We start from the raw sequence: 26827 nt of genomic DNA, 5'->3' as shown, positions 1-26827 counted from the left end.
ACCGTGAAGAAACGTTTGGTAGTTCAAGGACGACTCAGCGACGCTCAGCTCGACACACTCAACGACTTGTTCAAGGTAGACGTACTGCCAAAACCTACCGCACTGGATGCGCCTGAAAATCGCGCAGTACTGGCGGGGGCGCAAGGCATCATCGGTTCCGGCCTGGCGATTACCCCGACGTTATTGGACGCCGCGCCCGAGCTGGAAGTCATCGCGACCATCTCGGTGGGCTACGACAACATCCCGGTTGAGGAACTGACCCGGCGCGGCATCATGTTGTGCAACACCCCCGACGTGCTTACCGAAACCACCGCCGACACAGGCTTTACCCTGATCATGGCCACGGCCAGGCGCGCCGTTGAATTAGCCGAGTGGGTGAAAGCCGGACACTGGCAGGCAAGCATTGGCCCCGATCGGTTCGGTAGCGATATCCATGGCAAGACCTTGGGCATGGTGGGCTTCGGCCGGATCGGTCAGGCCGTCGCCAGGCGTGGTGCTCTAGGGTTTGGCATGCAGGTGCTCTACTCGAACGCCTCGCCCAAACCTGCGCTTGAAAACGAACTGGGCGCCCAGCGCCGCGAGCTCGACGAGCTGCTGGCCGAAGCCGATTTCGTGTGTGTCACGGTGCCCCTCACCGCCGACACCGAGCGGCTGATCGGCGCCCGGGAGTTCGCCCGGATGAAGCCCTCGGGCATTTTCATCAATATCGCCCGTGGCAAAGTGGTCGATGAACACGCCCTGATACACGCCCTGGAAAACGGCGTCATCCACGCGGCAGGGCTGGACGTATTCGAGCAGGAGCCGCTGTCGGTATCGTCGCCGTTGCCGAAGATGCCCAATGTGGTCGCCCTGCCCCATATTGGCTCTGCCACCCACGAAACCCGCGACGCCATGGCCCAACGGGCGGTCGATAATATTCGCCTGGCACTGCAGGGCGAGCGCCCCATCAGCCTGGTGAATGAGGAACTGTGGAAATGAGCGTTGCCCAGTCATCCGCTTTGCGGTGCTTACTCTTCGACTGCGATGGCACCCTGGTCGACAGCGAGATCCTGCTCGCCGACGTCATGGGCGCTATTCTCCCCGAATTCGGCCTGCCATTCTCCGCGCGACAATATATGGATGAGTTTCGCGGCGTACGTTTCCAGACCATCGTGCAAACACTGGAAGCGCGTTTTCAGGCGTTAGAAGAAGACGCTTTCACACAGCTTGAGGCGGGCATGCGGGCACGAATGGAGGCCCACATGCGAAGCCAGCTTAAGGCGATCCCGGGCATACCCGCCGCACTTGACCAGTTAAGCCATCATGCCATGGCCGTGGTTTCTAACGGCCCTGAGCGCAAAATCCGCTGTGCGCTGGAAAGCACCCAATTGGGTCACCACTTTGCAGGTAAGTTATTCAGCGCTTACACCCTCAACGTATGGAAGCCCGACCCTGAACTATACCGCAAGGCAGCGGCTGCCATGGGCTATGCATCCCATGCCTGTATTGTGATCGATGACGCGGCAGTGGGCGTAGAAGCCGGCTTGGCAGCGGGCATGCAGGTAATACATCTCAACCACTTCCCGGACGAAGAGACCACCCCCGAAGGCGCTATCGGCATTCACCACGCCGATGAACTACCTGCGGCTATTGCCCAGCTCGGTTAAACCAGAAAGCAGCCGTATAGCGATGATGGGCTCAGCATAACGTTAAGGAGATGTCGATGAGGTTATTTTCACTGCAAGGCCAGGTGGCCATGGGCACCGGCTGCAACAAAGGCTTGGGTCAGGAGATTGCCCTGGCACTCGCCGAGGCGAGTGCCGGCCCTCGAGTTCTCCGAGGGGGACTGGGATGCGGTGATCGACGTCAACTTGAAGGCGGCGTTCTTTCTGGCACAGCAGGTTGCCAAGCACCTCACTGAACGCAAGGCACCGGGCAAGATCGTCAATATCGCCTCGCTACTCTCGTTTCAAGGCGGCATTCGCGTCCCCTCTTACACCGCCAGCAAAAGTGGCATCGTCGGCCTTACCCGGCTGCTTGCCAACGAGTGGGCCGCGCACGACATCAACGTCAATGCCATCGCCCCAGGGTATATGGTCACCGATAACACCCAAGCGCTACGCGACGATCCCAAGCGCCATGATGAAATACTTGGCCGCATTCCCGCCGGACGCTGGGGCACCCCCGAGGATCTGGCCGGTGCGGCCATATATCTATACTCCGACGCCGCCCGCTACGTGCATGGCCACACCCTGGCCGTGGACGGTGGCTGGCTCGCCCGTTAAAAGGCGGGCGTCAGCGCGCTTTTAGGCTCCAGACGGTCGCGACGTGCTCTCGCTCAACTGCCGCACGGCCAGCTCCACCCCGCGTAGCTCGGCCAGGCCGCGCATGCGCCCATACAGCGAGTAACCGGGCGCCGTATTGCGCTGCCGGTCATCGAGCAGTTGGTGGCCGTGGTCAGGGCGTAGCGGTAAACGCGCCCCGCCCTCACGCTCGCGGCGCCGCTCTTCGTCGACCAGGGCGTGGATCACGCCCACCATATCCACATCGCCGGCCAGATGCGGCGCCTCGTGGAAGGAAAGGCCATCCGCTTCGCGGCGGGTGGCACGTAAATGAATGAAGTGAATATGCGGGGCAAAGTGGCGGGTCATGGCCACCAATTCATTGTCTTGTCGCACGCCGTAAGAGCCCGTGCAAAACGTCAGGCCGTTGGCGGGGCTGGGCATACAGTCCACGATCCACTGGGCATCCTCACGGGTCGAGACCACACGCGGCAGTCCGAGTAGCGGTCGGGGTGGGTCATCCGGGTGGATGGCCATGCGGATGCCTACCTCTTCCGCGACCGGAATCACCGCCTGCAGAAAGTAGCCAAGATTTTCCCGCAACCGGGAGGCATCAATATCAGCGTACTCGTCCAATACCGCACGAAACTGCTCGAGGGTGTAGTGCTCCTCGGCCCCGGGCAGCCCGGCGATCAACGTATTGACCAATTGGTCACGGCCGGCGCTATCCAACCCGTCGAGATAGCGGTGCGCCTTTCTTTTCTCTTCGGCGCGGTATTCCGCGTCGGCGCCGGGACGCTGAAGCAGGTAAAGATCAAAGGCTGCGAAGGCCACCTGGTCGAAGCGCAGCGCCAAGGCGCCATCGGGTAAGGCGTAGGCCAGGTCGGTACGCGTCCAGTCCAGCACCGGCATGAAGTTGTAGCAAACGGTGTCGATACCGCAGGCCGCCAGGTTGCGTAGTGTCTGGCAGTAGGTGGCGATCAGCGCATCGCGTTCGGGCAGGCCTTGCTTGATCGACTCATGAACCGGCACGCTCTCCACCACCGACCACGTAAGGCCAGCCGCTTCGATCATCCGCTGACGCTCACGGATCGCCTCAACCGACCAGACCTGATCGTTGGGCACCTCATGCAGTGCGGTCACGATGCCGGTGGCGCCCGTCTGGCGAATCTCGTCCAGACGAATCGCATCGTTCGGGCCAAACCAGCGCCAGGTATGTTCCATGGTGAGCTCCTTTTTTGTCAGCCTCTAACTATGCGTCAGCGCTGCAAGCGCCTCCTCCAGACCGTCCTGGGTCAACGTCTGGTACGCAGACACCACGGCCTGGGCAAACCCGTCATCCGTTGCGAGTTCGCTTGGCACCACATCGTCCATGGCCAGATACGCCGCCACCAGCGCGCCAGCATCGCGACCATGGGCTTGATGTACCGACTCGAAGCGCTGGGCGAGAGGATCGTCGACGGGGTGGCGCTTGCCCATCAGATCCACACCCGAGGTATAGCGAATCCACGCCGCCATGCCCAACGCCACGCACGGCGATGACTGCCCGGCGCCTGCGCGCTTCAGGGCGCCGGAGAGCCAGCGCTGGGGGAGCTTTTGGCTGCCGTCCATGGCGATCTGGTGCAGGCGATGGCGCAGGCTGTCGTTGGCAAAACGGGCCAATAGCGAGTCCGCGTAGGCGTCCAGGTCGACGCCCTCGGGCATCTCGAGGGTGGGCGTCGCCTCCTCGCGCATATAGCGGCGCAAGGCAGCGCGCAGCCCGACGTGATTGACGCCGTCAAACACCGTTTCAATTCCCGCTAACGCGCCCAGGTACGCCAGCAGGGAATGACTGCCGTTGAGCATGCGCAGCTTCATGGTTTCAAAGGGCGCCACGTCGGCGACCATCTCGACGCCATCAGCTTTCCAGTCCGGCCGCCCCAGCGGAAAGTTGTCTTCGACCACCCACTGGGTGAATGCTTCACACACCACCGCGTTTGCATCGGTAACGCCCAGCGCCGCTAAACGCTCGAAGTCAGCGTCGGTCATGGCAGGCACGATGCGATCCACCATGCTGCAGGGAAACGCCACCTCATCGGCGATCCAGCCAGCCAGGGCAGTGTCACGCTGCTCGGCCAGTTGCACCACGGCCTGGCGGGTTCGCTTGCCGTTATCCGGCATGTTGTCGCAGGACAGCACGGTGAAGGGGGCAATGCCAGCGTCTCGCCGGCGGGCTAGCGCCTCCACCAGCAACCCCGGTGCCGTACGCGGCTGCCGGGGGGCGGCAATATCGCCGATGATCATCGCGTCATCACGCATCAAATCACCGCTCGCCGGGTTCAAAAAGTAGCCCTTCTCGGTCACCGTCAGGGTGACAAGACGCGTCTCGGCAGCGGCCATCCGCGCCAGCAGCGCGTCTCGATCACGCCCCCAGCGGCCCGCCGCATCACGGCCTGAAAACAGCGTCTCTTCGATCACGCCGATTTCCCGCAGCGTCAGGGTGTCGCTGTCGGCGTACTCGGCCACGTGATAGCGATGCTGCGCCGCGCGTAGCCCGTCGACGAGAGCAACGCTCGAGCGTAAATTCGCGCTGCAGACACCCCACCCACGATCGCCGCTGCGTTGGCGATAGCGCTCCAGATACACGGCCTGGTGGGCGCGGTGAAAAGCGCCCAGGCCCAGATGGACCACCCCGATCTGGCCACTTTTTGTTGAGGCTTCAATACGTTGCAGATCCATCGTCGTTACTCTCCCATCAGCAGGTTGGGTAGCCAGAGCGAAATGGCCGGAACGTAGGTCACCAGCATCAGCACCGCCAGATTGCACAGCAAGAACGGCACGATGGCCCTTGCCACCGTCAGCATCGGCAGCTTGCCAATCCCCGCCACCACGAACAGGCACACCCCGACCGGCGGCGTGGTCAGCCCAATCATCAGGTTCAACACCGCGATCACCGCAAAGTGAACCGGATCGACACCGACGCCAGTGGCGACCCCTACCAGGGCAGGAAAAAGAATGATCAGCGCGGCGATGGTTTCCATGAAGGCGCCGACAAACAACAGGATAAGGTTGAGAATAAGCAGCACGACCAGGGGATTGTCACTGATCGAGAGAATCACTGAAGCAATCATCTGGGGAATCTGCTCGCTGGTGAGAATCCAGCCAAACAGGTTCGCCAACCCCACCATCAGCAGCAGTGCCGACGAGGTCAAGACGGTATCCGACAAGATCGCGGGGAGCTTTTTCCAGGTCAGGCCTTTATAGACATACATGCCGACGACCAGGGCATACAGGCTGGCAACGATGGAGGCTTCAGTGGGCGTAAAAAAGCCGCCGATGATGCCGTAAAGAATGATCACCGTCATCAGCAGCGCCCAGAAGGCCGTCCTTGCTTCGCGTAGCAGCTGCAGGAAAGGCACCCGTTCCTCTTTGGGGTAGCCGCGGCGAACGGCCAGGATATACACCGTGACCATCATGGCAAGGCCCAGTAGCAGGCCGGGCACCGCGCCTGCCAGGAACATGCGCCCGACCGAGATCCCGCTCAGCGAGCCGGCTATGATCATGGGCACGCTGGGCGGGATAATGGGGCCGATGGTCGAGGACGCGGCGGTTACCGCAGCAGCGAAGGGTTTGTCGTAGCCGGAGCGCGCCATACCGGGAATCATCACCGAACCGATGCTGGCCGAATCGGCCACGGCGGTGCCGGAGATACCGCCAAAAATCATCGAGCCGCCCACATTGGCCAGCCCCAGCCCGCCGCGGATATGGCCCAACAGGGCGTTGGCAAAGCGCACGATATGCTCCGTGATATTGCCCACGTTCATCAGATTACCGGCCAGCACAAAGCCGGGAATGCACAGCAGCACAAAGGTATCGATGCCCGCATACATGCGCTGCGGCACGATAGTCAGCGAAATGTCCGCAAGCAACAGGTAGGAAAGCGAGGCCAGCCCCAGGGAGAACGCAATCGGCATCCCCACCAGTAGCAGCCCCAGGAAAACGCTGAAGAGAATAATGACGTCCATGCTTACGACTCCTGCTCACGGGCGGCTGAGGGGCGACAGAGCGCGAGAAGTCCTTCAAGACACCCGAGCACGCTGTAAATCAGGAGTAGCGCAAAGGTGACGACCGTCGAAAAGAAGATATACAGCATGGGAATATGCAGCGTGGGCGACGTCTGCCAGGTGCCATTTTGAGCGTATTGCCAGGCGTAGGGCAGCACCAGCAACGCAAACAGGCCAATCAAAAAGCAGATCACGACGTGAATTACTGCTTTCATGCGTAACCCCAGCAGGTGATGAAAAAGCTCGACGCTGATGTTGCGGTGCTGGCGCAACACCACGCCGACCGACAGCGCCACCATGTAAATGAACAGGTAGCGGGATAGCTCTTCCGTCCAGGCAATGGAGAACGGTAAAAAAAGCCGCGAACAAATTTGCAGCAGCACCGTACCGGCAATCGCCACAAGCGCCACGACGGCCAGGCTCAGAAAGCAGGTATCCACCCAGCCGATCAGGCGCCCGATGACACCCCGCAGCTTGGGCACCGCCGACATTGAATCCAGACTTTCCAGCGCCTGCTGTTCCAACGCTTTGTGATCCGCGTTCATAACCGTATCCTCATCGGCAAACTGCCTGTGCCTTCAGACGATGGGCCGACACCCGGCCGGCCCACCTCATCAGCCATGCACGTCAAACGCCTTATCCACGAACTTACAAGTCCTGGATGGCGTCGAAGAGTTCACGCTGCTCGTCGGTAAGTGCTTCGAGCACCGCAGGACGCGCCTTCTCGGCAAAGGCATCGACATCGACGTCAACGAATTCCATGCCGCGCTCCCGCAACGAATCTTCGAGGCGCGCCTGGTCATCTTCGAACAGCTCGGCCTGGTAGGTTTGCATGGTTTGCGCCGCATCGAGCACGACCTGCTGAAGCGCTTCGGGCATGCTCTCCAGCTGATTACGGCCAATCACCACATAGATCCAGCTACGCACGTGCCCGGTCATGTTCACGTAGTCCTGCACCTCATTGAAGCTGGCGCTTTCAATCAGGCTCAGCGGGTTTTCCTGGCCTTCCAGCGTGTTTTGCTGAAGGGCAGTGAACACTTCGCTGAACGCCATCGGGGTAGGACGGGCGCCCAGCGCTTCCCAGGTATCGACGAACAGCGGCACGTTAGGCACGCGCAAGCGCAGACCATCCAGATCATCGGGCGTGCGGATGGGTCGATTGGATGTCAGCTCGCGCGGCCCGCGTTCGAACCAGGCCAGCGGCACCAGATTGGTTCGCTCGGTGATCTGCGCCTCGATCTCGTCGCCTACCTCCCCATTAACGGCGGCATGCAGATGCTCGGAATCCCTGAACGCATAGGGCACCGCCATCATGGCCGCCTTGGGTGCCCAGTTCTGCAGGCTTTCCCCGGTGATTGTCATGTCCGCAGTGCCCAACTGGATGCTGTTGATCACGTCCATTTCGTTGCCGAGCTGCTCACTCGGGTAAAGGCGCACCTCGATCTGCCCGTCGGAGTTCGCTTCGACCTCTTCCTTGAACTTCTCGGCGGCCTGGTGCCAGATGTTCTCCTCGTTCGCCAGATGGCCAAACTTCAGGGTGATGTCGGCCGCCATGACCGAATGGCTGCCGACGAGGGCGGCGCCCAGTACGGCGCTGGTGATAAGCTGTTTGATCATTGTCTTTCTCCTGCACTTCGTATTGTTGATTGTTAACGCGCGTGGGTTGGCGTGGTTACCCTCGAGTACCGATCTGAATCAGTACCTTGCGGGCCTCTTCTGGTCGGTGATCAAGCATGTCGATAGCACTGGGCATGTCACTTAACGGCAACCGATGGCTGACCAGCGCCAACGGATCCAGCTGCCCGCTTGCCATGAGCTCGAGCACCTCCGGAAACTTGCGGTTGTTGAGTCGTGACCCGACCAGGGTCAGCTCTTTCTTGATCACCTCCAGCTGCACGAGCTCGCTGGGCTGCACGCTGAAGCCCAGCAGCCCAATGCGCCCTGCCGGCGACGCCAGCCGCAGCATTTGCGGCAGCAGCGCCGGCACGCAGGCCGCGTCGGCAATCAGCGGCACGCCCTCGCCTCCGGTCAAGTCAAGCAGCGCTGTTTCCACCTCCTGCTCGCGACTGTTGAAGACCTGCGTCGCCCCGAGCTGCCTTGCCGCCGCCAGGCGCTCGTCAATGACGTCGGTGACGATGACGTCCTTGATCCCCTTGGCCAGCGCCATCTGCAGGATCGTCAGGCCAATCACACCGGCCCCCAGTATCAACAAGCGGTCACCCGGGTGGGGCTGCATGCGATCGAGCACGTTGGCGGCGATGGTGTAGGGCTCGACAAGCGCCGCCGCATCCAGCCCTATGTGCTCGGGCAGGTGGTGCAGGTTCTCCACGGGAACGGTGACGAATTCTTCAAAGCCGCCGTTACGGTGCACGCCGATGACCTCAAGCGAGCTGCACACATTGGGGCGACCAATACGGCAGGGATAGCACTGACCGCAGCTGATGACCGGATCGATGCAGACGCGGTCGCCAACGGCGACGCCGAGCGCGCCTTCCCCCACCGACTCCACGACACCGGCAAACTCGTGGCCGGTGACGCGTGGAAAGCGCACGAAGGCGTTATCACCATGGATAATGTGCATATCCGAGCCGCAGATGCCGGCAAAGGCCACCCTGACAAGCGCTTCACCGGGAGCCGCCCTGGGCGGTTCAACATCCGCCACCTGGTAGTCGTGCGGCGCCTTTACCTGAAATGCCTTCATGGACTTCAATCTCCTCACCTGTACCAGGAATTCACCAATGCCATAGCGTGCCGTCTTCCAGCCGGTTAACCGGCAGGCTGGCGCGCTTGTAGGGATATTGCTTGGCGAGCTGTTCGTCGATATCGACACCGTGCCCCGGCGTTTCGCCGACGATGAAATGGCCATCCTCAAAGCGATAATCGTGGGGGAAGACCTCATCCGTCGCCTGGGTATGCGGCATGTATTCCTGAATGCCGAAGTTGGGCACCCAGGTGTCAAAATGAATCGCGGCGCCCAGGCAGACCGGGGAAAGATCCGTCGGCCCGTGAAAGCCGGTACGCACGTGATAAAGCCCGGCCAGATCGGCGATCCGGCGCACATGGGTAATGCCCCCGGCGTGGGTCAGGGTGGCGCGGATATAGTCGATCCATTGATTTTCGATCAGCGCCTTGGCGTCAAACAGGCTGTTGAACACCTCGCCCACCGCCAGCGGTGTGGTGGTGTGCTGGCGGATAAGGCCAAACGCCTCCTGGTTTTCAGCCGGCACGCAGTCCTCGAGCCAGAAGAGGCGGTAGGGCTCGACGTCCTTGCCTAGCCGGGCCGCCTCGATGGGTGTCAGTCGATGGTGCACATCGTGCAGCACGTGCAGGTCATCGCCGAAGCGCTCCCGCACGGCGGCGAACAGCTTGGGCACATGGTTGAGGTATTTGCTGGTGCTCCAGACGTGTTCGGCGGGCAGGTCGGCATCGGCGGGCTCGTAGGGCTCACCGTCCTTCTTGGCGACGCCGTAGATGCTGGCAATGCCCGGCACCCCCGCCTGAACGCGAACGGCTTTGTAGCCCTCGTCCACATGACGGGCGACCTCTTCCAGGCAGGCATCGATATCGCGGCCGGTGGCATGCCCGTAGACCATCACCCGGTCGCGACTCTTACCGCCCAACAGCTGGTAAAGCGGCATGCCCGCCAGCTTGGCCTTGATATCCCACAGTGCCATGTCGACGGCGGCAATGGCCGTCATGGTGACGGGCCCACGCCGCCAGTAAGCGCCGCGATAGAGGAAGTGCCAGATATCTTCAATACGTTGAGGGTCGCGGCCGATCAACGCGGGAATCACGTGCTCTTCGAGATAAGCGACAACGGCCATTTCACGACCATTGAGCGTCGCATCACCAATGCCGTACTCGCCCTGATCGGTCACGATTTTAAGCGTCACAAAGTTGCGCCCCGGCGAGGTCACGATGGTGTACGCACGCTCAATCTTCATGGCATCGCCTCCTGCATCATGGGTTGTTTGTCTTGTACGTCGAACAGGTCGGGGAAGCGACGCATCAGATCCGGCATCGAGACCAGAATCTCGCGCAAATGCACCGACATCGCCTGCTCGGCCTGGGCGGCATCGCGCGCCTCAATGGCCGCCACGATGCGGGTATGCTGATCGACCAGCCGGGATAACGGCGTGCTGTCCGGCACGCTGAGATAGCGGACGCGATCAAGCTGCGCCCTGACTTCTTCAATCACTTTCCAGGCGACCTGCTGCTTGACGCCAAGCGACAGGGTCCGATGGAATGCTTCATCGAGGCGGTAGAACCGGTCGTAATCATTTGGCTCGACACAGCGGCGCTGCCGCGCCAATAAATCATGCAGATCCGTCAGGATGCCCGGGGCGAGTCCCTGCTCAGCGGCCTGCTTGACGATCGCCACTTCCACTGCCTCACGGACAAAGCGCGCTTCGAGCACCGCCTGCTGGGATATCTTGACGACATAGGTGCCACGCTGCGGCCTTACCTCCACCAGCCCGGCTTCTGACAACCGGATGAAGGCTTCCCTTACCGGCTGGCGGCTGACCATGAACGTCTCCGCGATCTCCTTTTCCGATAGCGCCTGCCCCGGGGCCAGCACCATCTGGATGATCGACTGCCTCAGCACCTGGAATAGCCGCTGGCGGACAGCCTCCGTTTCACGCGTTTCCTGCCATAGCGTCTGTAATGTGGTGTGCATAGCAACGAGTCCCGATCCAAATCGATGAGGCAGGTCGCAACCGCCTCTGACAAGACTAGTATGGTAGTTAGTTCAGAAAGGAGAAAGCCCTGATGGCTTATACTTTGGTCGCTGATAATCACCCTTTTTACCCAGTCACAAAGGCCATCAAAGGCAATACACCGACAGAAGTCGGGGGTAGAGACACGCGCAATAGCATCTTGCGTATAGCGAGTGACGCCTTGTGACAACTTTTGTCTACTCATCACGACACACTGGTCGGCGAATAAACTGCTTGCTGGAGAGCACGCCATGAACCGCCCTGTCATCCTCACCTGTGCCGTCACCGGCGCGGGCGATACCACCGCCAAGAACCCCAATGTGCCCGTCACACCCAAGGCCATCGCGGCCTCCTGTATTGACGCCGCGCGCGCCGGGGCCAGCATCGCGCATATCCACGTGCGCGACCCGGAAACCGGCGGCGTCAGCCATTCGGCAGACCATTTCCGCGAAGTGATGGAACGTGTTCGCGAGGCGGATGTGGATATCGTCATGAACATCACCGCCGGCGGCGGCGGCGACTGGATACCCGATGTAAACGATCCTACCCGCGGCGGCCCGGGCACCGATATTCAAACGCCGGCCGAGCGCCATGCGCCGGTCGGTGAGCTGCTCCCCGAGCTGTGCACACTGGATTGCGGCAGCCTCAACTTTGGCGACATGGTCTACGTCAACCCCGCCGACTGGCTGCGCGAACACGCTCGCCTGGTTCAGGCGGCAGGCGTCAAGCCGGAGCTCGAGTGCTTTGACCTGGGCCACGTCTGGTTTGCTCGAAAGCTCGAGCAAGAAGGCTTGATCGACGGCGACCCGCTCTATCAGCTCTGCCTGGGCATTCCCTGGGGCGCCGAAGCCGACACCGAGACCATGCTGGCCATGCGCAACAAATTACCCAGCAACGCCAACTGGGCCGCCTTCGGCATTGGCCGCCACCAGATGCCCATGGTGGCGCAGGCGGTATTGCTCGGCGGGCACGCCCGGGTCGGACTGGAAGACAACCTGTTTCTGGAGAAAGGCGTGTTGGCCAACAACGGCCAGCTGGTGGAAAAAGCCTCGACCCTGATCGAGCACCTTGGCGCCCGCGTGATGACGCCCGCCGAAACCCGCGCGCACCTGAAACTGCGCGACCCGGCGTCCGGCAACCTCATGGGTCACGACGCAGGAGGTGATCAATGAACCGCTTGGCCGTGATTGGCACCGGCGTAATCGGCAACGGCTGGATTGCCCGCGCCCTCGCCCAGGGCTGGCACGTCGTTGCCTTCGACCCAGACCTCAACGCCCCTGCCCGCACACGCGCGTTTGTCGACAACGCCTGGCCATCGCTGACCCAGCTGGGGCTAGCCACCGGTGCCAGCCCTGAGCGATTAACCTTTGCGAATACGCTGGAAGAGGCGGTGAACGACGCTGACCTGATTCAAGAAAACGTTCCCGAGCGCCTGGCCCTCAAGCAGGATATTCTGGCGGCCATTGACGCTGCTGCCGCACCCGGCGTCATCATTGGCTCGTCTACCTCAGGCTTCAAACCCACCGACCTGCAAAAGCACTGCCAGCAGGCGCCCAGGCGCGTGATCGTCGCGCATCCCTTTAACCCGGTCTACTTGCTGCCGCTGGTGGAGCTTGTCGGCGGTGACGTCACCCAGCCCGAGCAGCTTGCCAGCGCGCAGGCGCTGTATCAGGCGCTCGCCATGCGCCCGCTGCTGGTGCGCCGCGAAATCGAGGGCCACATCGCCGACCGCCTGATGGAAGCGCTATGGCGGGAAGCCCTGCACCTGGTCAACGATGGCGTGGCAACCACCGAAGAGATCGACGCGGCGGTGGTTTACGGCTGCGGGCTGCGCTGGTCATTGATGGGTACCTTCCTGACCTTTCACCTGGCCGGTGGCGATCAAGGCATGCGCCATATGCTGGAGCAGTTCGGCCCCGCGCTGAAACTGCCCTGGACCAAGCTGGAGGCGCCCGAACTCACCGACGAACTGATCGACAAGGTCGTCGAAGGCTGTGAGCATCAGGCGGCGGGACGTTCCGTCGCGGCGCTGGACCGGCGACGGGACGACTTCCTGGTTGAACTGCTCGACGTCGTGCATAAATATTGGCCGGAAGCCGAAGGCCTAAAAGGACGCATCTAATGAACATCTATGCGACGCAGGTAGCCGCTGAGTGGGTCGACTATAACGGTCACATGAACGACGCGGCGTATGCCCGCGTCTTCTCCCTGGCCTGTGAGGCGCTGATCAACCACATCGGGCTGGATGAAGCAGGCCGCGAGCACTTCGGCTACACCCTCTATACGCTGGAAACCCATCTCTGCTATCGCCGGGAAGCACACCAGGGCCAGTCGCTTAGCGTCGACCTGACGCTACTGGATAGCGATGCCAAGCGCCTGCACGTGTTTTTCGCCATGCGCGATGCCGAGGGCAACCTGCTGGCCACCAGCGAACAAATGCTGATGGGCATGCAGCCAACCACCGGCCGGCCAAGCCCGCTGCCTTCCCCGGTGGCCCATCGGGTTGCCACTCTTCCCCAGGCGGATAAAGACGCCTGGCCAGAGCTTGCGGGCCGCACCATCGGCATCCGCCGCTGAGCGCTGCCCACACCATGCGCGTAGAAGACTTCATTCGACGCTTTGACGCCGGGCTTGCCGCCATGGAAGCCCGGCCCTTGGCCCAGGCCCGCTGTGCCTACGACAGGCTCTGCCGGGGGTTCGCCCCGCCCGACCCGGCCGGGATGCGGGTGGCAAACAGCATCATCGAGGGCGTTGGCGTACGCCGCTTTATGCCGGCGTCGCCACTCCCCGGCTACGTGCTGTTTATCCACGGCGGCGGGTTTACCCTCGGCTCGGTCGAGAGCCACCATGGTGCCGCCGCCAGCCTTGCAGACATTTCAGGCCATGCGGTAGTGAGCGTGAACTATCGTCTCGCGCCGGAGGTGGATTACGCCACCATGCTGGCCGACTGCCGTGTGGTGTTCGACGCCATTCAGCCGGTCGCGCTGGTGGGTGATAGCGCAGGCGGCCGACTGACCATCGACCTTGCCCATCCGCTTAACGAAGCGCCGCCGCTGGGGTTGATCTACCCAGCCGTTGGCGGGCTTTCGCCTGAATGCCTGGGCGACGATGCACCGCTGCTGTCACGGGATGATGTGTTAAGCATTCGCCAGCAGTGCCCTGCCACCATTGCCCACGAGCGTGACAGGCACCCACCTGCCGACAGGATCGACATACTGACCGTCGCGCGGGATCCGTTGACTCGCCCCATCGAGGCTGCCATCGCCGACTGGCGCCATGCAGGCGTGTCGGTGGGTTACCGGTGCGCTCCGCACATGGTGCACGCCGCCCTTCACGCCCAGGCGCAGCTACCCGCGATGGGCGTTGCCTGGCAGGGCTTTTGCCAAACGCTAAAACAGCGCCTTGACGGGTAAGGCGCTGCTTGGCGTTGATCGCGGCTCAGGCGTTCTGCGCCGTGCTATCAGGCGTTGTACTATCAGGAACCATACTGGGCCCGCACCTGCTCGATGGCCGATTTACCATCGCGGGTTTCAACACCGTCCAGCCACTCGGCAACGGTATCCAGGTTATTGCCAATCCATTCGCTGGCGACGTCATCTGCCGGGCGCTCTTCGTAGCTGTACTCGTGCACCCATTCGTTCTGATCGTCAATATCGATGACGTACTGCGACAGGAAGCGGTGAACTTCGGGCGCTTCGTCCGCCAGGTTGGCCGGTGTAATCGTCCATACCGTGCTTTCGATGGAGGCCACGCCAGCATCGTCGCTATCGGCCAGGTAGGCCAGGTCAAAGCTCACGTTCATCCAGTGCGGCTCCCAGCCGACAAAGGTGACCCATTCCTCGTCGGCCATTTTTTGCTCGGCCTGCGCCAGCATGGCCGAGGTAGAACTCTCGCGAAGCTGCCAGTCACCCAGGCCCGCCAGATCGTTATCAATGGCGTTAAGAATCGCTTCGTTAATGCCGGTACCGGCTTCGATTCCCTGGATTTCACCGTCAAAGCGCGCGTGGTGCTCGGCCAGCTCGGCCACCGTGGTGATGCCTGCCTCATAAACATACTGGGGAACCACCAGCCCGGAATTGGCGCCGCGGATATTGGAAACGACTTTTTCCACCTTGCCGTCGGCCACCAGCGGCTCGACCATATCCGTCTGCACCGGATACCAACCCCCCAGGTAGATTTCCAGGTCGTTATTCGACAGGCCTTCCAGAATGACGCTCACGGCCAGATCCTGCTGACGCGACGTATACCCCATCACCTCGAGCAGCTGCGCCGCTACTTCGGATTTTACCGTCACCCCGGGCCACGGCGGCACGCCAAAGCGAAGCTCATCCAGCTCGGCCATGGCAGGCGACGCAGCCAATGCAGATAGTACAAAACCCGCCTTCAACGACATGGATTTAAGTGTGGTAGACATGTGGCTTGAACCTCTTGTTGATTGGGTTCCGCCAGTATGCGCGGCTATCACCCTACTACTAGGCATTAAGCGACGCTTTAAAGATACAACACGCCACATACTGGCGCTCACGCGGTTTTTTGGCGTACCTGCCGGGGCGAGTAGCCGTAATAGGCCCGAAACGCGCGGGCAAAGCTGGACGACGAGCCAAATCCGCAGGCGATCCCCACGTCCAGTATCGACAAGTCGGTCTCGGACAGTAGCCGTCGGGCGCGCTTGATACGTAGCTGCAGGTACCATTGCCGCGGCGTGGCGTTAAGCTCCTGTTCAAACAGGCGCTGCAGCTGGCGAACCGACACGTCACCCCGGCTGGCCACCTCTTCGAGCGCAAGCGGTTCTTCAAGGTTCTGCTCCATGAGCGCCACCGCCTCGACCACGCGCCGGTTGTGGGTACCCAGGCGTTTCACCAGGGCCATGCGTTGCTGGTCACTGCGTGTACGGATACGGTCATGGATGAGCTGTTCGGAGACATCGATGGCCAGCTTGGCGCCATGGCGTCGCGCAATCACCTCCAGCGCCATGTCCATCGCCGCCGCGCCGCCCGCGCAGGAAAAGCGGCGCTCGCCCAGCTCGTAAAGCTCATCAGTCGTGTCGATACCCGGAAAGCGCTCACGAAAGGCGGGCAGGCTCTCCCAATGAAGCGCCACCCGCTCGTGTTTCAACAGCCCCGTGGCGGCAAGCAGAAAGGCGCCTGTATCGATCCCGCCCAGGCAGCAGCCCACCTGATCAAGCTGGTGAAGCCAGGCCATCAAGGGTCGGTTTAGGTGCGCTTCGGGCGTAAAACCACTACATACCGCAAGCGTAGGAAGATGATGCACCTCGCCCTTGGCCTGGTCGGCCATCAGGGTCATGCCATTCGAGGCAGTGACCGGCCCGCCGTCGGTACTGATCAATATCCAGTCGAACAGCGGGCGGTTGGCAATTCGGTTCGCGATCCGCAGCGGTTCGACGGCGGCAAAGAAAGCCATCATCGAAAACTGCGGCAACAATAAAAATCCCACCTTTTCGGGTGACGGCCCCTGGTAATTCAAACGCATAACAATTGACCTTCTCTCCAACTTCAACCACGAGCCCGACAAACTTGCCGCTACTATTGATGGATGTCGATGCCAAGGCAAGCCCGTAAGCGTTGAACGCGCCTCACTTCGTCCACGCTGTCAGAGAGAAGGTCAGGGGTCGCCTTTACCAGGTGCTCGAGTTCGCCAGCGGCAACGGGGCGGACGCATCGGCGGCCCCCTCGTCACGGCTCAGCTTGAAGGCCTCGACCAGTTGGCTGAGTCGCGTCGCCTCCTGCTGGAGAGATCCCGCCGACCCACTGGTCTGTGATACCAGGGCGACGTTCTGCTGCGTTGCGGAATCCATCTGGGTCAGCGCGACCCCCACCTGCTGGATGCCGGCCTCCTGCTCGCGCACGGCCAGCGATATCTCGTTCATGAGCCCCGACACCTGACGGATCGCCTCGACGGTTTCCTGAATGCCCTCGCCGCTGCGCACCGCCTGTTCAGCACCGCTGGAGATGCGCTCGCTGATTTCTTCGATAATCTGGCGAATTTCCTTGGAAGAATCAGAGGTGCGACTGGCCAGGTTGCGTACCTCGCTGGCTACCACGGCAAAGCCTCGGCCGTGCTCGCCGGCCCGCGCGGCTTCTACGGAAGCGTTAAGCGCCAGCAGGTTGGTCTGAAAGGCGATGGAATCGATGACGTTGACGATCTCGCTGACCTGGCGCGAGCTGGTCTCGAGCTCCCGCATCAAGGTCACCGAACGCTGGACTTCCTGAATACCCTTTTCGGCCTTTTCGGCGGCGTGGCTCGACAGCGAATCGGCATTGGTCGCTGATTCGCTGTTCTGGCGTACAATCGACGACATCTCATCCATGCTGGCTGCGCTTTCCTGCAAGGCAGATGCCTGCTGCTCGGTACGCGACGCCAGATCCTCGCTGCCTGAGGCGATCTCGCTTGACGCGTGCTTGACGTTGCGGGCGCCGTCGCGCACCGCCTGAAAGCTCTTGTCCATCAGCGCGATAAAGCCATCGAACTCGCGCGCCATCTCGCCAATCTCATCGCGACGCCGGCTTTCGATACGGGCGGTAAGGTCGCCACCCCCATCGGTAATGTCATGGATTCGCTGACTGACCTGGCGGATGGCCCGGGACATCAAGCGTGGCCCGACCAGGGCGAGCACCAGCGTGCCCAGCAGCACCAGCGCGGTAAAGCCCATCACCCAGCGCTGCTGAACCGCCACGTCGGACAGGGTTTCCTGCTCGAGCGCCAGCCCACGCTGGTCTGCCTGTTCTCCCGCACGGTTATAAAGCGTCCGCAGGCTTTCGAAGGCATCCAGCGACGTTCCTTCCACCTGGGCATCGGCAGCGCTGAGTTCCCCCGCTTCGTGCAGGTCAAACACCCGCTGGGCGGCGGTTTGCCATGCGTCAAACCGCGCCTCGAAGTCTCCCAGCCCATCGCTTACCTGAGGGTAGGCGTCAAGCAGGCGAAGGAAGTCGTGCATGCGGTCGTAGGCCTGCTCGGCATTTTCCTGAAACGTCGCATACTGATCCTCCGCTGCCTGGCTACCTGATGCAACGCGCAGCACCTCGAGCTCCGCGACCCGGGCCTGGTAGAGGTCACGATCCGCGTTGAGCACCGCCGATACCGCAGGATTGAAGGAGCCACTGAAGGCCAGCATACGCTCGCGCATGGACTGGACCAGTAGACTATCGGCCACCACAACGCCCAGTAACGACAGGGCGATCAGAATGAAGGCAAGGGAGTATTTCACACTGATTTTGTCTAACTTTTCCAGCATGGCATCACCGTTTAATTGTGTTGGGTATCGCGTGATAGCTCCATCCTTGGAAAATAAGGCACTGCTTTTTTGTAGCGTTGAATCTACCGGCCTCTGAAAAAAATGTAACGGCCAAGCGCAACGTCGCGCCAGCTGTGGTGTTTCACAGTTTATCAACGCATTGCAACAAGGCGCATTGACCGCGCCAGATCATTCACAGGGAGGGGCTATCACGTCAGCCCAAGTAACGCCTCCGCTAGCTTGACATCATCGTAACGATGGGCAGCAGCGTTAGGCGGCGCAAGATCCACGTCAATCACTTGCACCCCCATTTCGTTACGTATCTTGTCAAGCTGCTTGTTCGATACCTCAAGCAGGCGCGAATCAAACAGCAGAAAATCTAGCGAAGACGATAACGATGGGGGCGGCGCTGGCGTGCTGGACAGGTGCGCATTGAGCACTTGGACTTGATCCACCAGCGTCATCCCGAGGGCTTCCAGATCAGTGCCCAGGCTTGGCACATACACCTTGGGTGACGGATTTTTAGCCAATGCTCTATCAATGCCCTTGGGCAGCAGGTTGGCAATGACACTGCTGTAAAAACTGCCCGGCGGAAACACCAGCAGCTCTGCAGCGTCAATCAGCTTGCGGGTTTCCTTGCACACCTTGGAGGCATCCAGAGTATCAATATCATCCGCCTCACCTGTTAGCTTTATCGACTTGATAGGCGAGTCGATTTCAGCCGTCTCTTTGCCAGTAAAGCGATGCTGGCCAATAATCTTGCGGCCGTTCGCTAACTGCACCTCCAGTTGAAGGTCGGCATCTGTCGTCGTGCGCACAGTGCCGCGTGTCTTGATTAACTGGCCAAACAGAAAGGCGATCGGATCCAGGGAACGATCATGTATCAGGTAGCCACCGGTCAAGATAAGGTTGCCGACACTGGCCCCGTCGAGATTGAAATCCTCGGGCATGTTTTTATAGAACACGGCGATGTAGCTCTGGATCAGCGACCTCATGGGGTCGGCAATCGCCTTGATCAGCGGATGCTTGGCACTGACTAGCGCCTGCAGACTTTGCTCAAGCGCCGCCTTGGCTGCCGCCCCTTCCAGCCCATTCGCGGCAAGCCGGTGTGAAAACAGTGCCGCCACCTCGGGGTGCCCGGTGACCGAATCGTCCGCCAGCGCCAGCAGGCGTGCCCTTAGGTCGCCCACCGCAGGCATCGCGAAGGCCCGGCGCAATTCTGCCGAACTGCCCCCCGAATCAAAGGGCGTCACCAGATGAATGGCGTTATGGGTATAGTCCGTCAACACATCAGAAAAATGTCTCAGCGCCGTACCGCCGCTGAAAAAAAGTATCTTCGGACCCAGCTCGGGGGCTTTTCGGTATCTGGCGAGGCGCAGGTCTTGCCCCCTGGCAAGCTCCCGAGGCAGACACATGCTGCCCCCGCTGAAACGTCTTTTCTTCATGCAACTCTTTGAACTGTAAGAAAAATGTAACGTAAATGACGACACTGTTATTTATAATGCTAATAATAAGATGCGGTAACCATCTAAGCGCACTTTATCCAAGTGAGGCAGCGTATCAATACGTCGATATTGGAGCATGTTTATTTTCTACGATTCGAAGTTGAAAATCACTTCGAGTTACTTGAAGTTTATGTGACTCAGCCCAGTGAATCGCTTGCTCAGCGCTTGATCAATCGCAAGGGCTATCGCAGCACCTTGCTGGAAAAGGTCGAACTGGCCGTCGCCCTGGATGTGCAAAGACGCAAGGTTGATGGACAGGGGTTTCAGCAGTCCAAATCGCTCGAACGCCTGGCCCGATTACTGGATCAGCTTGGCCAGGCCTGCCTTGAATTCACTGCTATCAAGCCCCTGCAACAGCTTTCCGACAAGACGCGAAAAGAGTACGCCAAGCTGGTTCGATCCGTCGGCAAGTCGCTGAAGCTTTTGATGATCAATATCGATGATGCGAATACCCGCCAGGGCCTGAAAATAGGGCGCAGGATATCCAAGATGACCGCCCGGCTAGCCTTGATTGCTGAACCGGGCGGGTCGGGCGCTGACAGCAGCGCGGTGGATTTTCAGCTCCACCGCATGATCCACCTGCTGGCGGCCCTGGCCGATGCCTTGCTGGCCACCAACTTTGGCCCAGCCGTTCGCTTGCAGAACTACAAGCAGTTGCAGAATGCGGCTCACGCCATGACCTCGCAGAGTGACGACTTTACCGTCGAGCGACTGGCGCTTACGCGGAGCGGCAGCACCATCGCCACGCTAAAAGCCGAGCATGCCGCCTCAGGCAACATGATGGCCGTCTATAAAGAAGGCCAAAGCCAGAAGGTCATTGAAGAACTGGATGGGGTTGACCAGTGGAAGCGCGTCTATCCCAAGGTGGCCCCCAGGGTGCTCTCGCATCATGTCGAACAGGGGGATGAACTGGGTTCCATGGTCATCGAGCACCTTCCAGGCCAGACGCTGGAGTCCATGCTGCTCAACAGCCAATGGGCATCAGCCGCCCAACTGGTTCATACACTACAGCGAACGCTGAGGAAAATCTGGAAGACGTCGCGCACCCAAGAACCGGCGCAACCAGAATATATGCAGCAGCTGCGCAAGCGCATGCCCGAAACCCGCCACACGCATCCAACCCTGTTCAATACACGCCAAACGCTTTGCGGTCTGCACCGCCCCGGCTTTGATGAGCTGATCGATCGCGTCGAGGCTCTGGAACATGCGCTCCGAGCGCCTTTTTCCGTGCTGATCCACGGAGACTTTAACATTGACAACCTGCTTTACGATGAGCTTACCGATCGTATCTACTTCATCGACCTGCACCGCGCCTCCTATTCGGATTACGTGCAGGATATCTCTGTACTGATGGCGTCGATTTATCGGCTTCCCATCATGGATGCGGCGCCCAGGGCCGAATTGATGGCATTGATCAAGCAGCTGTATTGGTTTGCTCGCCGGTTTGCCAAGGCAAATAAAGATGCAGGCTTTGATGCGCGGCTGGCCATTGCGTTGGGGCGTTCCTTTGCCACCTCCACGCGTTTTATTTATGACACCCCCTTTGCCAACAGACTCGCTCTTAGAGCGAACTACCTGCTTGAAGCCATATCGCTTCTCAAACCCGACAAATCAGGCAAGTATAGGCTGCCCCTAGAGGATATTTTTAGTGATTAACAAGCGGATTGCGGTCATCGGGATACCTGGCAAATGGTCAACCGAGGTTCTCGCGGATCACCTGGAAGCGCACACCGGCTTCCGCTGCGTGGTGGATATGGCGGAGGTAGTGCTGGAGCTTGATACCGGCAGGTTGCGTTACCGTGACACCCTGCTCAACGCGCTGGACGGCGTGATCATCAAAAAAATCAGCGAAGCCTACTCCCCTGCCGCCGATGACCGGCTACGCATGCTCCGCAGCCTTGAAGCAAGTGGCGTGCGCTGTTTCAGCGCGCCGGGCCAGGTAGGCCGCCTGATTAATCGCCTGGAGGGTACCGCCGCCTTGGCATCAGGCGGTGTTCCGCTGCCTGCAACGCGAGTCACCGAAAGCACCGATGCCGCATTGGACGCCATCCAGGCGTTCGGCAAAGCGATCCTGAAGCCGCTCTACTCGACCAAGGCGCGCGGCATGGTCGTGCTGGAAGCCGAAGACGGGATCGACGTGAACAAGCAAAAGCTCAAAACATTCAAGGCCCGGCATGGCCTTTATTATGTGCAGAAATTCGTCAACCTGGGCGGCCAGGATCTCGGCATGGTGTTTCTCGGCGGCGAGTACCTGTGTACCTATGCCCGCGTCGCTGACGACACGTCCTGGAACACGACGATACACAGCGGGGGTCAATATCAGCCCTATGAGGCCAGCCCTGAATTGATCGAGCTGGGCCGCAAGGCGCAGTCGTGCTTTGATCTGAATTTTACCACCGTGGACATTGCCTTGACTGAAGACGGTCCTGTGGTCTTTGAGGTGTCGGCGTTCGGCGGGTTCAGCGGCGCCAGCAAAGGCTGTGGCATCGATGCCGCCGAAAAGCTGTGTGATCATGTGCTTCGCCAATTAGAGGCTGGCCAATGATCGACCTTTTTGACGATGAGCAGATTGCCGAGGCCAGAACCGCCTGCCGCCATGAGTTAGTGCTGACTTTCTATGGGTTCACAATGCGCCTGATGGCTGACTGCCCTTCCATCCTTGCGTACCTCACGTCCTATTATGCGGGCCTGACCTCGGCCGGGCGTGCCGCCGGACAAGAGGATGGCGCAGCACCACCCGAACTACGCCTGTGGCTACTGAACCAGCGGGTGGCGGTCGCTGGCCGGGAGTGGATCCCGGTCAAGCAGGCCAGACCCCGCGCGCAGAGCCTGAAAGAAGCCTATGTGGACACGCCGACAGGGCGCTGGATTCACAAGGTACGCACTGGCATGGCGCTGTTCCAGTCGTTGACGGATCCGATGGCGGCTGGCGACTTGACGGAACACCCATCCCAGGTGATCAATTTCATCAACAATCAATTTCTCAATCATCACCAGCGCAGCGGCTACCTCTTGGGCCACGCCTCTGCCTTTGATATCGATGGCAACACCACCGCCGTTGCCGCCAGCTCCGGTGGGGGCAAGTCCACGCTGATGCTCAAGGCATTGGAGACCCCCGGCGCACGCTTCCTCTCCAATGATCGTATTCTGTTCAAGCCCGGCAATGGTCGGGTAGATGTTATCGGTGTCGCCAAGCATCCCCGCGTCAATCCGGGTACGCTGGTTCATTCCGAGCGCTTGATCAACCTGTTGCCCGCGGAGGAGCGCGAACGATTTATCAACATGCCCCAACACCAGCTGTGGGATATCGAGCAGAAGTACGACGTGCGGATTCCCAACGCCTACGGCGAGGACAAAACCGTCTTATCAGGTACGCTCAACCGCCTGATATTGCTGGATTGGTCACTGGACGCGACGGCGCCCACCGATTTGAGCCGCGTGGATATCGCTAAAACGCCCGAGGCGCTCGAGGGGCTGCGCAAAAGCCCGGGCGCCTTCTTTCAACACGCGGATGGCCGTTTTCCCGCCCGACACGCCCCATCAGCCGGTATGTATGCCGAGCACCTGCCTGGTGTTGATGTACTGCGCCTGACCGGGGCCGTCGACTTCGAGCGAGCCATTGCGCTGCTCAAGGCCAGGGGTATTCTCTGATGGTGGCATTGGCGCTGATTCGACACGGTGACTATTTAAAGCGGGCGGATACTCCCAGCGCCCTGCAGCCTTACCCGCTCACCGCAAAAGGGGAAGAAGACGTCCGCGAGCAGGCGCGCCGATTCGGCGAGTGGCTGACCGCGTCGGGCTATCGGCTCAATGCCGAGATACACTGCTCGACGCTGCTCAGAGCCTGGCAGACGGCCGAGATCTTCCGTGAAGAGCTGGCAACGCTGTTTACCGAACCCGCTTTTTCGCGCAGCTTCCCAGCACTTTGTGAGCGCAGCGTGGGGGCCCTGGCCAATCTTGACGTCAAGGAAATAGAACGGATCGTTGCCCTAGACCCTCGCCTTGCCCCCTTGCCCAAGGGCTGGAAGTCCGCCAGCCATTTCAGACTGCCCTTCGATGGCGCGGAGTCGCTGCTGGAGGCAGGTGAACGCGTGGCCGCGCATTTAAGCACGCTGCTGGCGACGCACAGGGATAACCGACTTCAGCTGGTGGTGGGCCACGGCGCCTCCATACGCCACGCCTGCTACCATCTAGACATCATTCCCTTCAGCGATATTAAACGGTTAAGCATGTTTCACGGTCACCCGGTCGTTTACACGCGGCACCCGCACGGCTGGAATCGGCTGTACGGAAACTGGAAGCAGCGCCAGACGGCAGACCCTCTCGATTAAACGATTGCGACAAACAAGATGGCTTCTATGACCGCATGCAATGTTATTCCCAAGGTAAGCGAACAGCCATACCACCATGCCATCCTGACGCGCCTTCCGTCCGAGTGGGTACCCTGGCCCGATGACGCCTCCTCGGTCAATCATGAAGATGCACTGGGCATCCTACTGAAACGTTCGCAGAAAAAGAGCTTCACCTGGCCCAAGACCCCGGTGGTATTTATCTCAGACCCCCACGCGGACGCCGAGGCATTCGAGGCCTCTCTGCTTGCCGCCGGTATCATTGAACGTGACGGCGCCCATCTGTGCGAGTATGCACTGACGAAATTCGGCCAGAAAGCCGATATCGTGGTGGGTGGGGATTGCCTGGACAAGGGGCCCAGCAACCTGACCATGCTGCGCAGCCTCGCCCACTTATATCGCCTCAAGGCCAAGGTCACCCTGCTGGCCGGCAACCACGACCTTCGCTTGTTGATGGGGCTGCTCTCACTGGAGCGCGAGACCGACGTCGGTAGCCAGCACCTTTTTGTGCGCATGGGCAAGAAGGTGATCCCGTTGTTCAAGGAAGTGTTCGATCAATACCTGGCCGACACCCAATGGGATAAAGGCGTGCCATCAGAAGAGGCCTGCCGACAAGCCCTGTTTCCAGGCAGCGACTGGTTCGATAATTTCCCCTTTTATGCCGCCGGCTTCCTGACCCACGAGGGTATCGAACGTGAGCTCGCCAAGATGACCACCAAGGCGCAGAGCTTTGAGGCACACTGTGCCAAAAACGGCCTGACGCTCCCCCAGGTCTACGCCGCCGCGATGAAGTGTCGTTCGCTGTTTCTCAAGAAATCAGGGGAATTCAGCTGGTTTTTCCGCCGCATGCGGCTGGTAAAAAAACGCGGCTCCTTCCTGTTTCTGCATGCCGGGCTTGATGACCACATGGCCGAACTGCTCGCCAAGCACGGCGTAAAGTATGCCAACCGCGCTTTCAAACAAAACCTGATGAACCAGAACCTGTTCAGCTTCTACTATGGTTCTCTAGCCAACACCTTCAGAACCAAATACCGCAAAGCCGATCTCCCCCTGACTCCACGCGGCGCCTACGTTGCTCGCCGGGCAGGCATCCAGGTACTGGTTCACGGCCATATCAACCGACACTTCGGCCAGCGGTTATCGCTAAAAAATGGGCTTATCCATATTGAAGCCGATATCACCCTGGACGCTCACTCACGCAAGAAAGAAGGGCTTGAGGGCCACGGCGTCGGCGTCACGCTGATCGATAAAAAACGCGGCGTAATCGGTTTGAGCTGCGACTATCCTCACGCCAAAGTCTTCAAACCCAGCCGCAAGGGAAATCTGTCGGGAGCCCGCTAAATGAAGTCCAAAACGAAATTCAGTCACGACTCGCTGCTGGATCGCCAGTCAACCCAGGAGCTATTGGTGACGCTGGCAAACGCCGTCAAGAAAGGCGAACTGACGTTCCAGGAAAGCGAGGGTGAGCTGGTACTTTCTCCCCAGCAACTGCTGCAAGTCTCGCTGCGCGCAAGCGATGAAGGCGATAAACAGGAGGTGGAAATCAAGCTTAAATGGCGCACCAAGGAAAGAGCACTTTCCGATACGCCCCCTAAAATTAAAAGCAAAGCGGGCAAATAATAAACAAGAGAGTTCACTATCCTGATGCCATGATCGCGGCGGCCTTGGCCACATCCGCTGATCTTTTCATCACCATGCAGCAAGCCGTATCAGCTGTTGGCAGGTTGCCACATAGGCGATAAACGCAAGTTGGCGTCCCTGGCAGGAGCATAAGATAATATATAAACCACTGATTTTATGAAAAATTAATGAGAAAAACAAAATAAAATATACCACCTCGTATACCAGCGTCTCCATTTGCAACCAACTGACCGTGTACCCGTTGGATAACATAAGGCAATGGCAGATCTGTTTGGGTACATACGTATTACTTGCGGCCAAAACCGATACTTTTGGCAACACTATTATAACGCAAAACACAAGCTCGGAGTTGCGATGTGGGGCAAGCGTCCCAGCAGTCGCAAGATGAGGGTGCTGCGACTTGTTATGCTTCGTTTCCAAAATACTCAAATAACAAGGACTCAAACCCTCTAACCGCGGAAATGACTGTGACTACTTCACTTGGCGCAATATCAAGATCTTCAGGTGTACGTGGGTGCATCAGCCTATCTCGAACTTTTATAGCTTTTTTTAAGTCACTCCACCACGTAAGCCCAGCATCAAAAGACTTGTTCAACTCATGTGCTTTTGAATAAAGATTAAATGCAAATTTAATATTTTTTGTCAGGCTTATATGCGCATTAAATTTAACAATATCACCTTTATCATTTAATTGGTGAGACACTTCAAATGCAAAATCAATTTCTGCTTGAGTTAGATTGACACCATTTTCAATGGCATCATCGATTGCAGCCACCTTCAAAGAAAAACTCACTCCTTCAATATAAGCAAAACCAGCCCTAACCAGTTGCCGGGCATTAAACTCGTGATCAGCAATAGTAGTACCATCCGCTTGCTTTTCACCTTCTTCAACATCCTTTAGAACACTGGCGTAGCATCTTTTAAAGTCTTCACCTAATGTCAAAATCAATTCACTACTGTTTCTTTCATCCATATTTACCTCTGAAAGTCATCACGTCTAGTTACCAAAAAAATAGGGGGTGCAGCTAGCACACCCCCTGCAAAGTTAATTTTTTGAA

26 protein-coding genes are annotated in these 26827 nt (G+C 59.5%); 13 read left to right on the top strand and 13 right to left on the bottom strand.

Annotated features, from left to right (window positions below):
* Nucleotides 1-3: 3 nt before the first annotated feature.
* The 3 genes from QC815_RS02725 (at nt 4) to QC815_RS02715 (ending at nt 2264) form a co-directional block, all read left to right on the top strand.
* A complete protein-coding gene (locus QC815_RS02725; RefSeq protein ID WP_230446535.1) occupies nt 4-978 on the top strand; it encodes a 2-hydroxyacid dehydrogenase in 975 nt (324 codons plus the stop codon).
* Nucleotides 975-1646: an HAD family hydrolase gene (locus QC815_RS02720; RefSeq protein ID WP_230446534.1), complete on the top strand. Its 672-nt coding sequence runs from the start codon at nt 975-977 to the stop codon at nt 1644-1646. The genes QC815_RS02725 and QC815_RS02720 overlap by 4 nt, the downstream gene beginning before the upstream one ends.
* A gap of 150 nt (nt 1647-1796) precedes the next feature.
* The gene (locus QC815_RS02715) at nt 1797-2264 is read left to right on the top strand and encodes an SDR family oxidoreductase (protein ID WP_422828266.1); all 468 of its coding nucleotides are present in this window, start codon (nt 1797-1799) and stop codon (nt 2262-2264) included.
* A gap of 21 nt (nt 2265-2285) precedes the next feature.
* Here QC815_RS02715 and uxuA read toward each other — a convergent pair whose 3' ends face one another.
* From uxuA to QC815_RS02675, 8 genes are all read right to left on the bottom strand, one after another.
* Entirely contained in the window at nt 2286-3485 is a 1200-nt protein-coding gene (gene uxuA / locus QC815_RS02710) for a mannonate dehydratase (protein WP_309766838.1), read from the bottom strand.
* A 24-nt stretch (nt 3486-3509) separates the two neighbouring features.
* On the bottom strand, nt 3510-4979 hold the full coding sequence (locus QC815_RS02705; RefSeq protein WP_309766836.1) for a mannitol dehydrogenase family protein: 1470 nt from the start codon (nt 4977-4979) through the stop codon (nt 3510-3512).
* 5 nt (nt 4980-4984) lie between these two features.
* The gene (locus tag QC815_RS02700) at nt 4985-6265 is read right to left on the bottom strand and encodes a TRAP transporter large permease (RefSeq protein ID WP_230446531.1); all 1281 of its coding nucleotides are present in this window, start codon (nt 6263-6265) and stop codon (nt 4985-4987) included.
* 2 nt (nt 6266-6267) lie between these two features.
* Nucleotides 6268-6849, bottom strand: a complete 582-nt coding sequence (locus tag QC815_RS02695; protein ID WP_230446530.1) for a TRAP transporter small permease — start codon at nt 6847-6849, stop codon at nt 6268-6270.
* Nucleotides 6850-6952: 103 nt separating this feature from the next.
* A complete protein-coding gene (locus QC815_RS02690) occupies nt 6953-7921 on the bottom strand; it encodes a TRAP transporter substrate-binding protein (RefSeq protein ID WP_309766832.1) in 969 nt (322 codons plus the stop codon).
* A 55-nt stretch (nt 7922-7976) separates the two neighbouring features.
* Nucleotides 7977-9005, bottom strand: a complete 1029-nt coding sequence (locus QC815_RS02685; RefSeq protein WP_230446528.1) for a Zn-dependent oxidoreductase — start codon at nt 9003-9005, stop codon at nt 7977-7979.
* Nucleotides 9006-9036: 31 nt separating this feature from the next.
* Nucleotides 9037-10248 (bottom strand): D-mannonate dehydratase ManD, encoded by a 1212-nt coding sequence (gene manD / locus QC815_RS02680; protein WP_230446527.1) that lies wholly within the window; start codon nt 10246-10248, stop codon nt 9037-9039.
* Nucleotides 10245-10982: a GntR family transcriptional regulator gene (locus QC815_RS02675; RefSeq protein ID WP_230446526.1), complete on the bottom strand. Its 738-nt coding sequence runs from the start codon at nt 10980-10982 to the stop codon at nt 10245-10247. Before QC815_RS02675 ends, manD begins: the two co-directional genes overlap by 4 nt.
* Nucleotides 10983-11273: 291 nt before the next feature.
* Here QC815_RS02675 and QC815_RS02670 point away from each other — a divergent pair, with 291 nt between their 5' ends.
* Genes QC815_RS02670 through QC815_RS02655 form a run of 4 tightly spaced genes read left to right on the top strand, consistent with a single transcriptional unit; the run spans nt 11274 to nt 14435 of the window.
* Nucleotides 11274-12194 (top strand): beta-keto acid cleavage family enzyme, encoded by a 921-nt coding sequence (locus QC815_RS02670; protein WP_230446525.1) that lies wholly within the window; start codon nt 11274-11276, stop codon nt 12192-12194.
* On the top strand, nt 12191-13144 hold the full coding sequence (locus QC815_RS02665) for an L-carnitine dehydrogenase (RefSeq protein WP_309766829.1): 954 nt from the start codon (nt 12191-12193) through the stop codon (nt 13142-13144). Before QC815_RS02670 ends, QC815_RS02665 begins: the two co-directional genes overlap by 4 nt.
* Nucleotides 13144-13599: a thioesterase family protein gene (locus tag QC815_RS02660; protein WP_230446523.1), complete on the top strand. Its 456-nt coding sequence runs from the start codon at nt 13144-13146 to the stop codon at nt 13597-13599. Before QC815_RS02665 ends, QC815_RS02660 begins: the two co-directional genes overlap by 1 nt.
* 14 nt (nt 13600-13613) lie before the next feature.
* Entirely contained in the window at nt 13614-14435 is an 822-nt protein-coding gene (locus tag QC815_RS02655; RefSeq protein ID WP_309766826.1) for an alpha/beta hydrolase, read from the top strand.
* Between the two features lie 62 nt (nt 14436-14497).
* Here the strand turns inward: QC815_RS02655 and QC815_RS02650 are convergent, their stop codons facing one another.
* From QC815_RS02650 to QC815_RS02635, 4 genes are all read right to left on the bottom strand, one after another.
* The gene (locus QC815_RS02650) at nt 14498-15436 is read right to left on the bottom strand and encodes an ABC transporter substrate-binding protein (RefSeq protein ID WP_309766825.1); all 939 of its coding nucleotides are present in this window, start codon (nt 15434-15436) and stop codon (nt 14498-14500) included.
* 107 nt (nt 15437-15543) lie between these two features.
* Nucleotides 15544-16512, bottom strand: a complete 969-nt coding sequence (locus QC815_RS02645; protein WP_230446520.1) for a GlxA family transcriptional regulator — start codon at nt 16510-16512, stop codon at nt 15544-15546.
* A 145-nt stretch (nt 16513-16657) separates the two neighbouring features.
* On the bottom strand, nt 16658-18274 hold the full coding sequence (locus QC815_RS02640) for a methyl-accepting chemotaxis protein (RefSeq protein WP_230446519.1): 1617 nt from the start codon (nt 18272-18274) through the stop codon (nt 16658-16660).
* 209 nt (nt 18275-18483) lie between these two features.
* Nucleotides 18484-19719 (bottom strand): GAK system CofD-like protein, encoded by a 1236-nt coding sequence (locus QC815_RS02635; protein ID WP_230446518.1) that lies wholly within the window; start codon nt 19717-19719, stop codon nt 18484-18486.
* 192 nt (nt 19720-19911) lie between these two features.
* Between QC815_RS02635 and QC815_RS02630 the strand changes: the two genes are divergently transcribed.
* Genes QC815_RS02630 through QC815_RS02605 form a run of 6 tightly spaced genes read left to right on the top strand, consistent with a single transcriptional unit; the run spans nt 19912 to nt 25748 of the window.
* Nucleotides 19912-21435, top strand: coding sequence for a phosphotransferase family protein (locus QC815_RS02630; protein ID WP_309766821.1), 1524 nt, complete (start codon nt 19912-19914; stop codon nt 21433-21435).
* On the top strand, nt 21428-22324 hold the full coding sequence (locus QC815_RS02625) for a GAK system ATP-grasp enzyme (protein WP_309766819.1): 897 nt from the start codon (nt 21428-21430) through the stop codon (nt 22322-22324). The genes QC815_RS02630 and QC815_RS02625 overlap by 8 nt, the downstream gene beginning before the upstream one ends.
* Entirely contained in the window at nt 22321-23430 is a 1110-nt protein-coding gene (locus QC815_RS02620; RefSeq protein WP_309766817.1) for an HprK-related kinase B, read from the top strand. Before QC815_RS02625 ends, QC815_RS02620 begins: the two co-directional genes overlap by 4 nt.
* Complete coding sequence (locus QC815_RS02615) at nt 23430-24110, top strand: histidine phosphatase family protein (protein ID WP_309766815.1); 681 nt, start codon at nt 23430-23432, stop codon at nt 24108-24110. Before QC815_RS02620 ends, QC815_RS02615 begins: the two co-directional genes overlap by 1 nt.
* Nucleotides 24111-24137: 27 nt before the next feature.
* Nucleotides 24138-25469 (top strand): metallophosphoesterase, encoded by a 1332-nt coding sequence (locus QC815_RS02610; protein WP_230446513.1) that lies wholly within the window; start codon nt 24138-24140, stop codon nt 25467-25469.
* Entirely contained in the window at nt 25470-25748 is a 279-nt protein-coding gene (locus QC815_RS02605) for an amphi-Trp domain-containing protein (protein WP_309766813.1), read from the top strand. It begins immediately after the preceding gene.
* A 424-nt stretch (nt 25749-26172) separates the two neighbouring features.
* Here QC815_RS02605 and QC815_RS02600 read toward each other — a convergent pair whose 3' ends face one another.
* Complete coding sequence (locus QC815_RS02600) at nt 26173-26742, bottom strand: hypothetical protein (protein ID WP_309766812.1); 570 nt, start codon at nt 26740-26742, stop codon at nt 26173-26175.
* Nucleotides 26743-26827 lie beyond the last annotated feature (85 nt).

The sequence above is a fragment of the Vreelandella gomseomensis genome (assembly GCF_031451645.1).
Lineage (GTDB): Bacteria > Pseudomonadota > Gammaproteobacteria > Pseudomonadales > Halomonadaceae > Vreelandella > Vreelandella gomseomensis.
The sequence above is the reverse complement of the archived record's forward strand: the minus strand, read 5'-3'. Positions and strand labels throughout refer to the sequence as shown.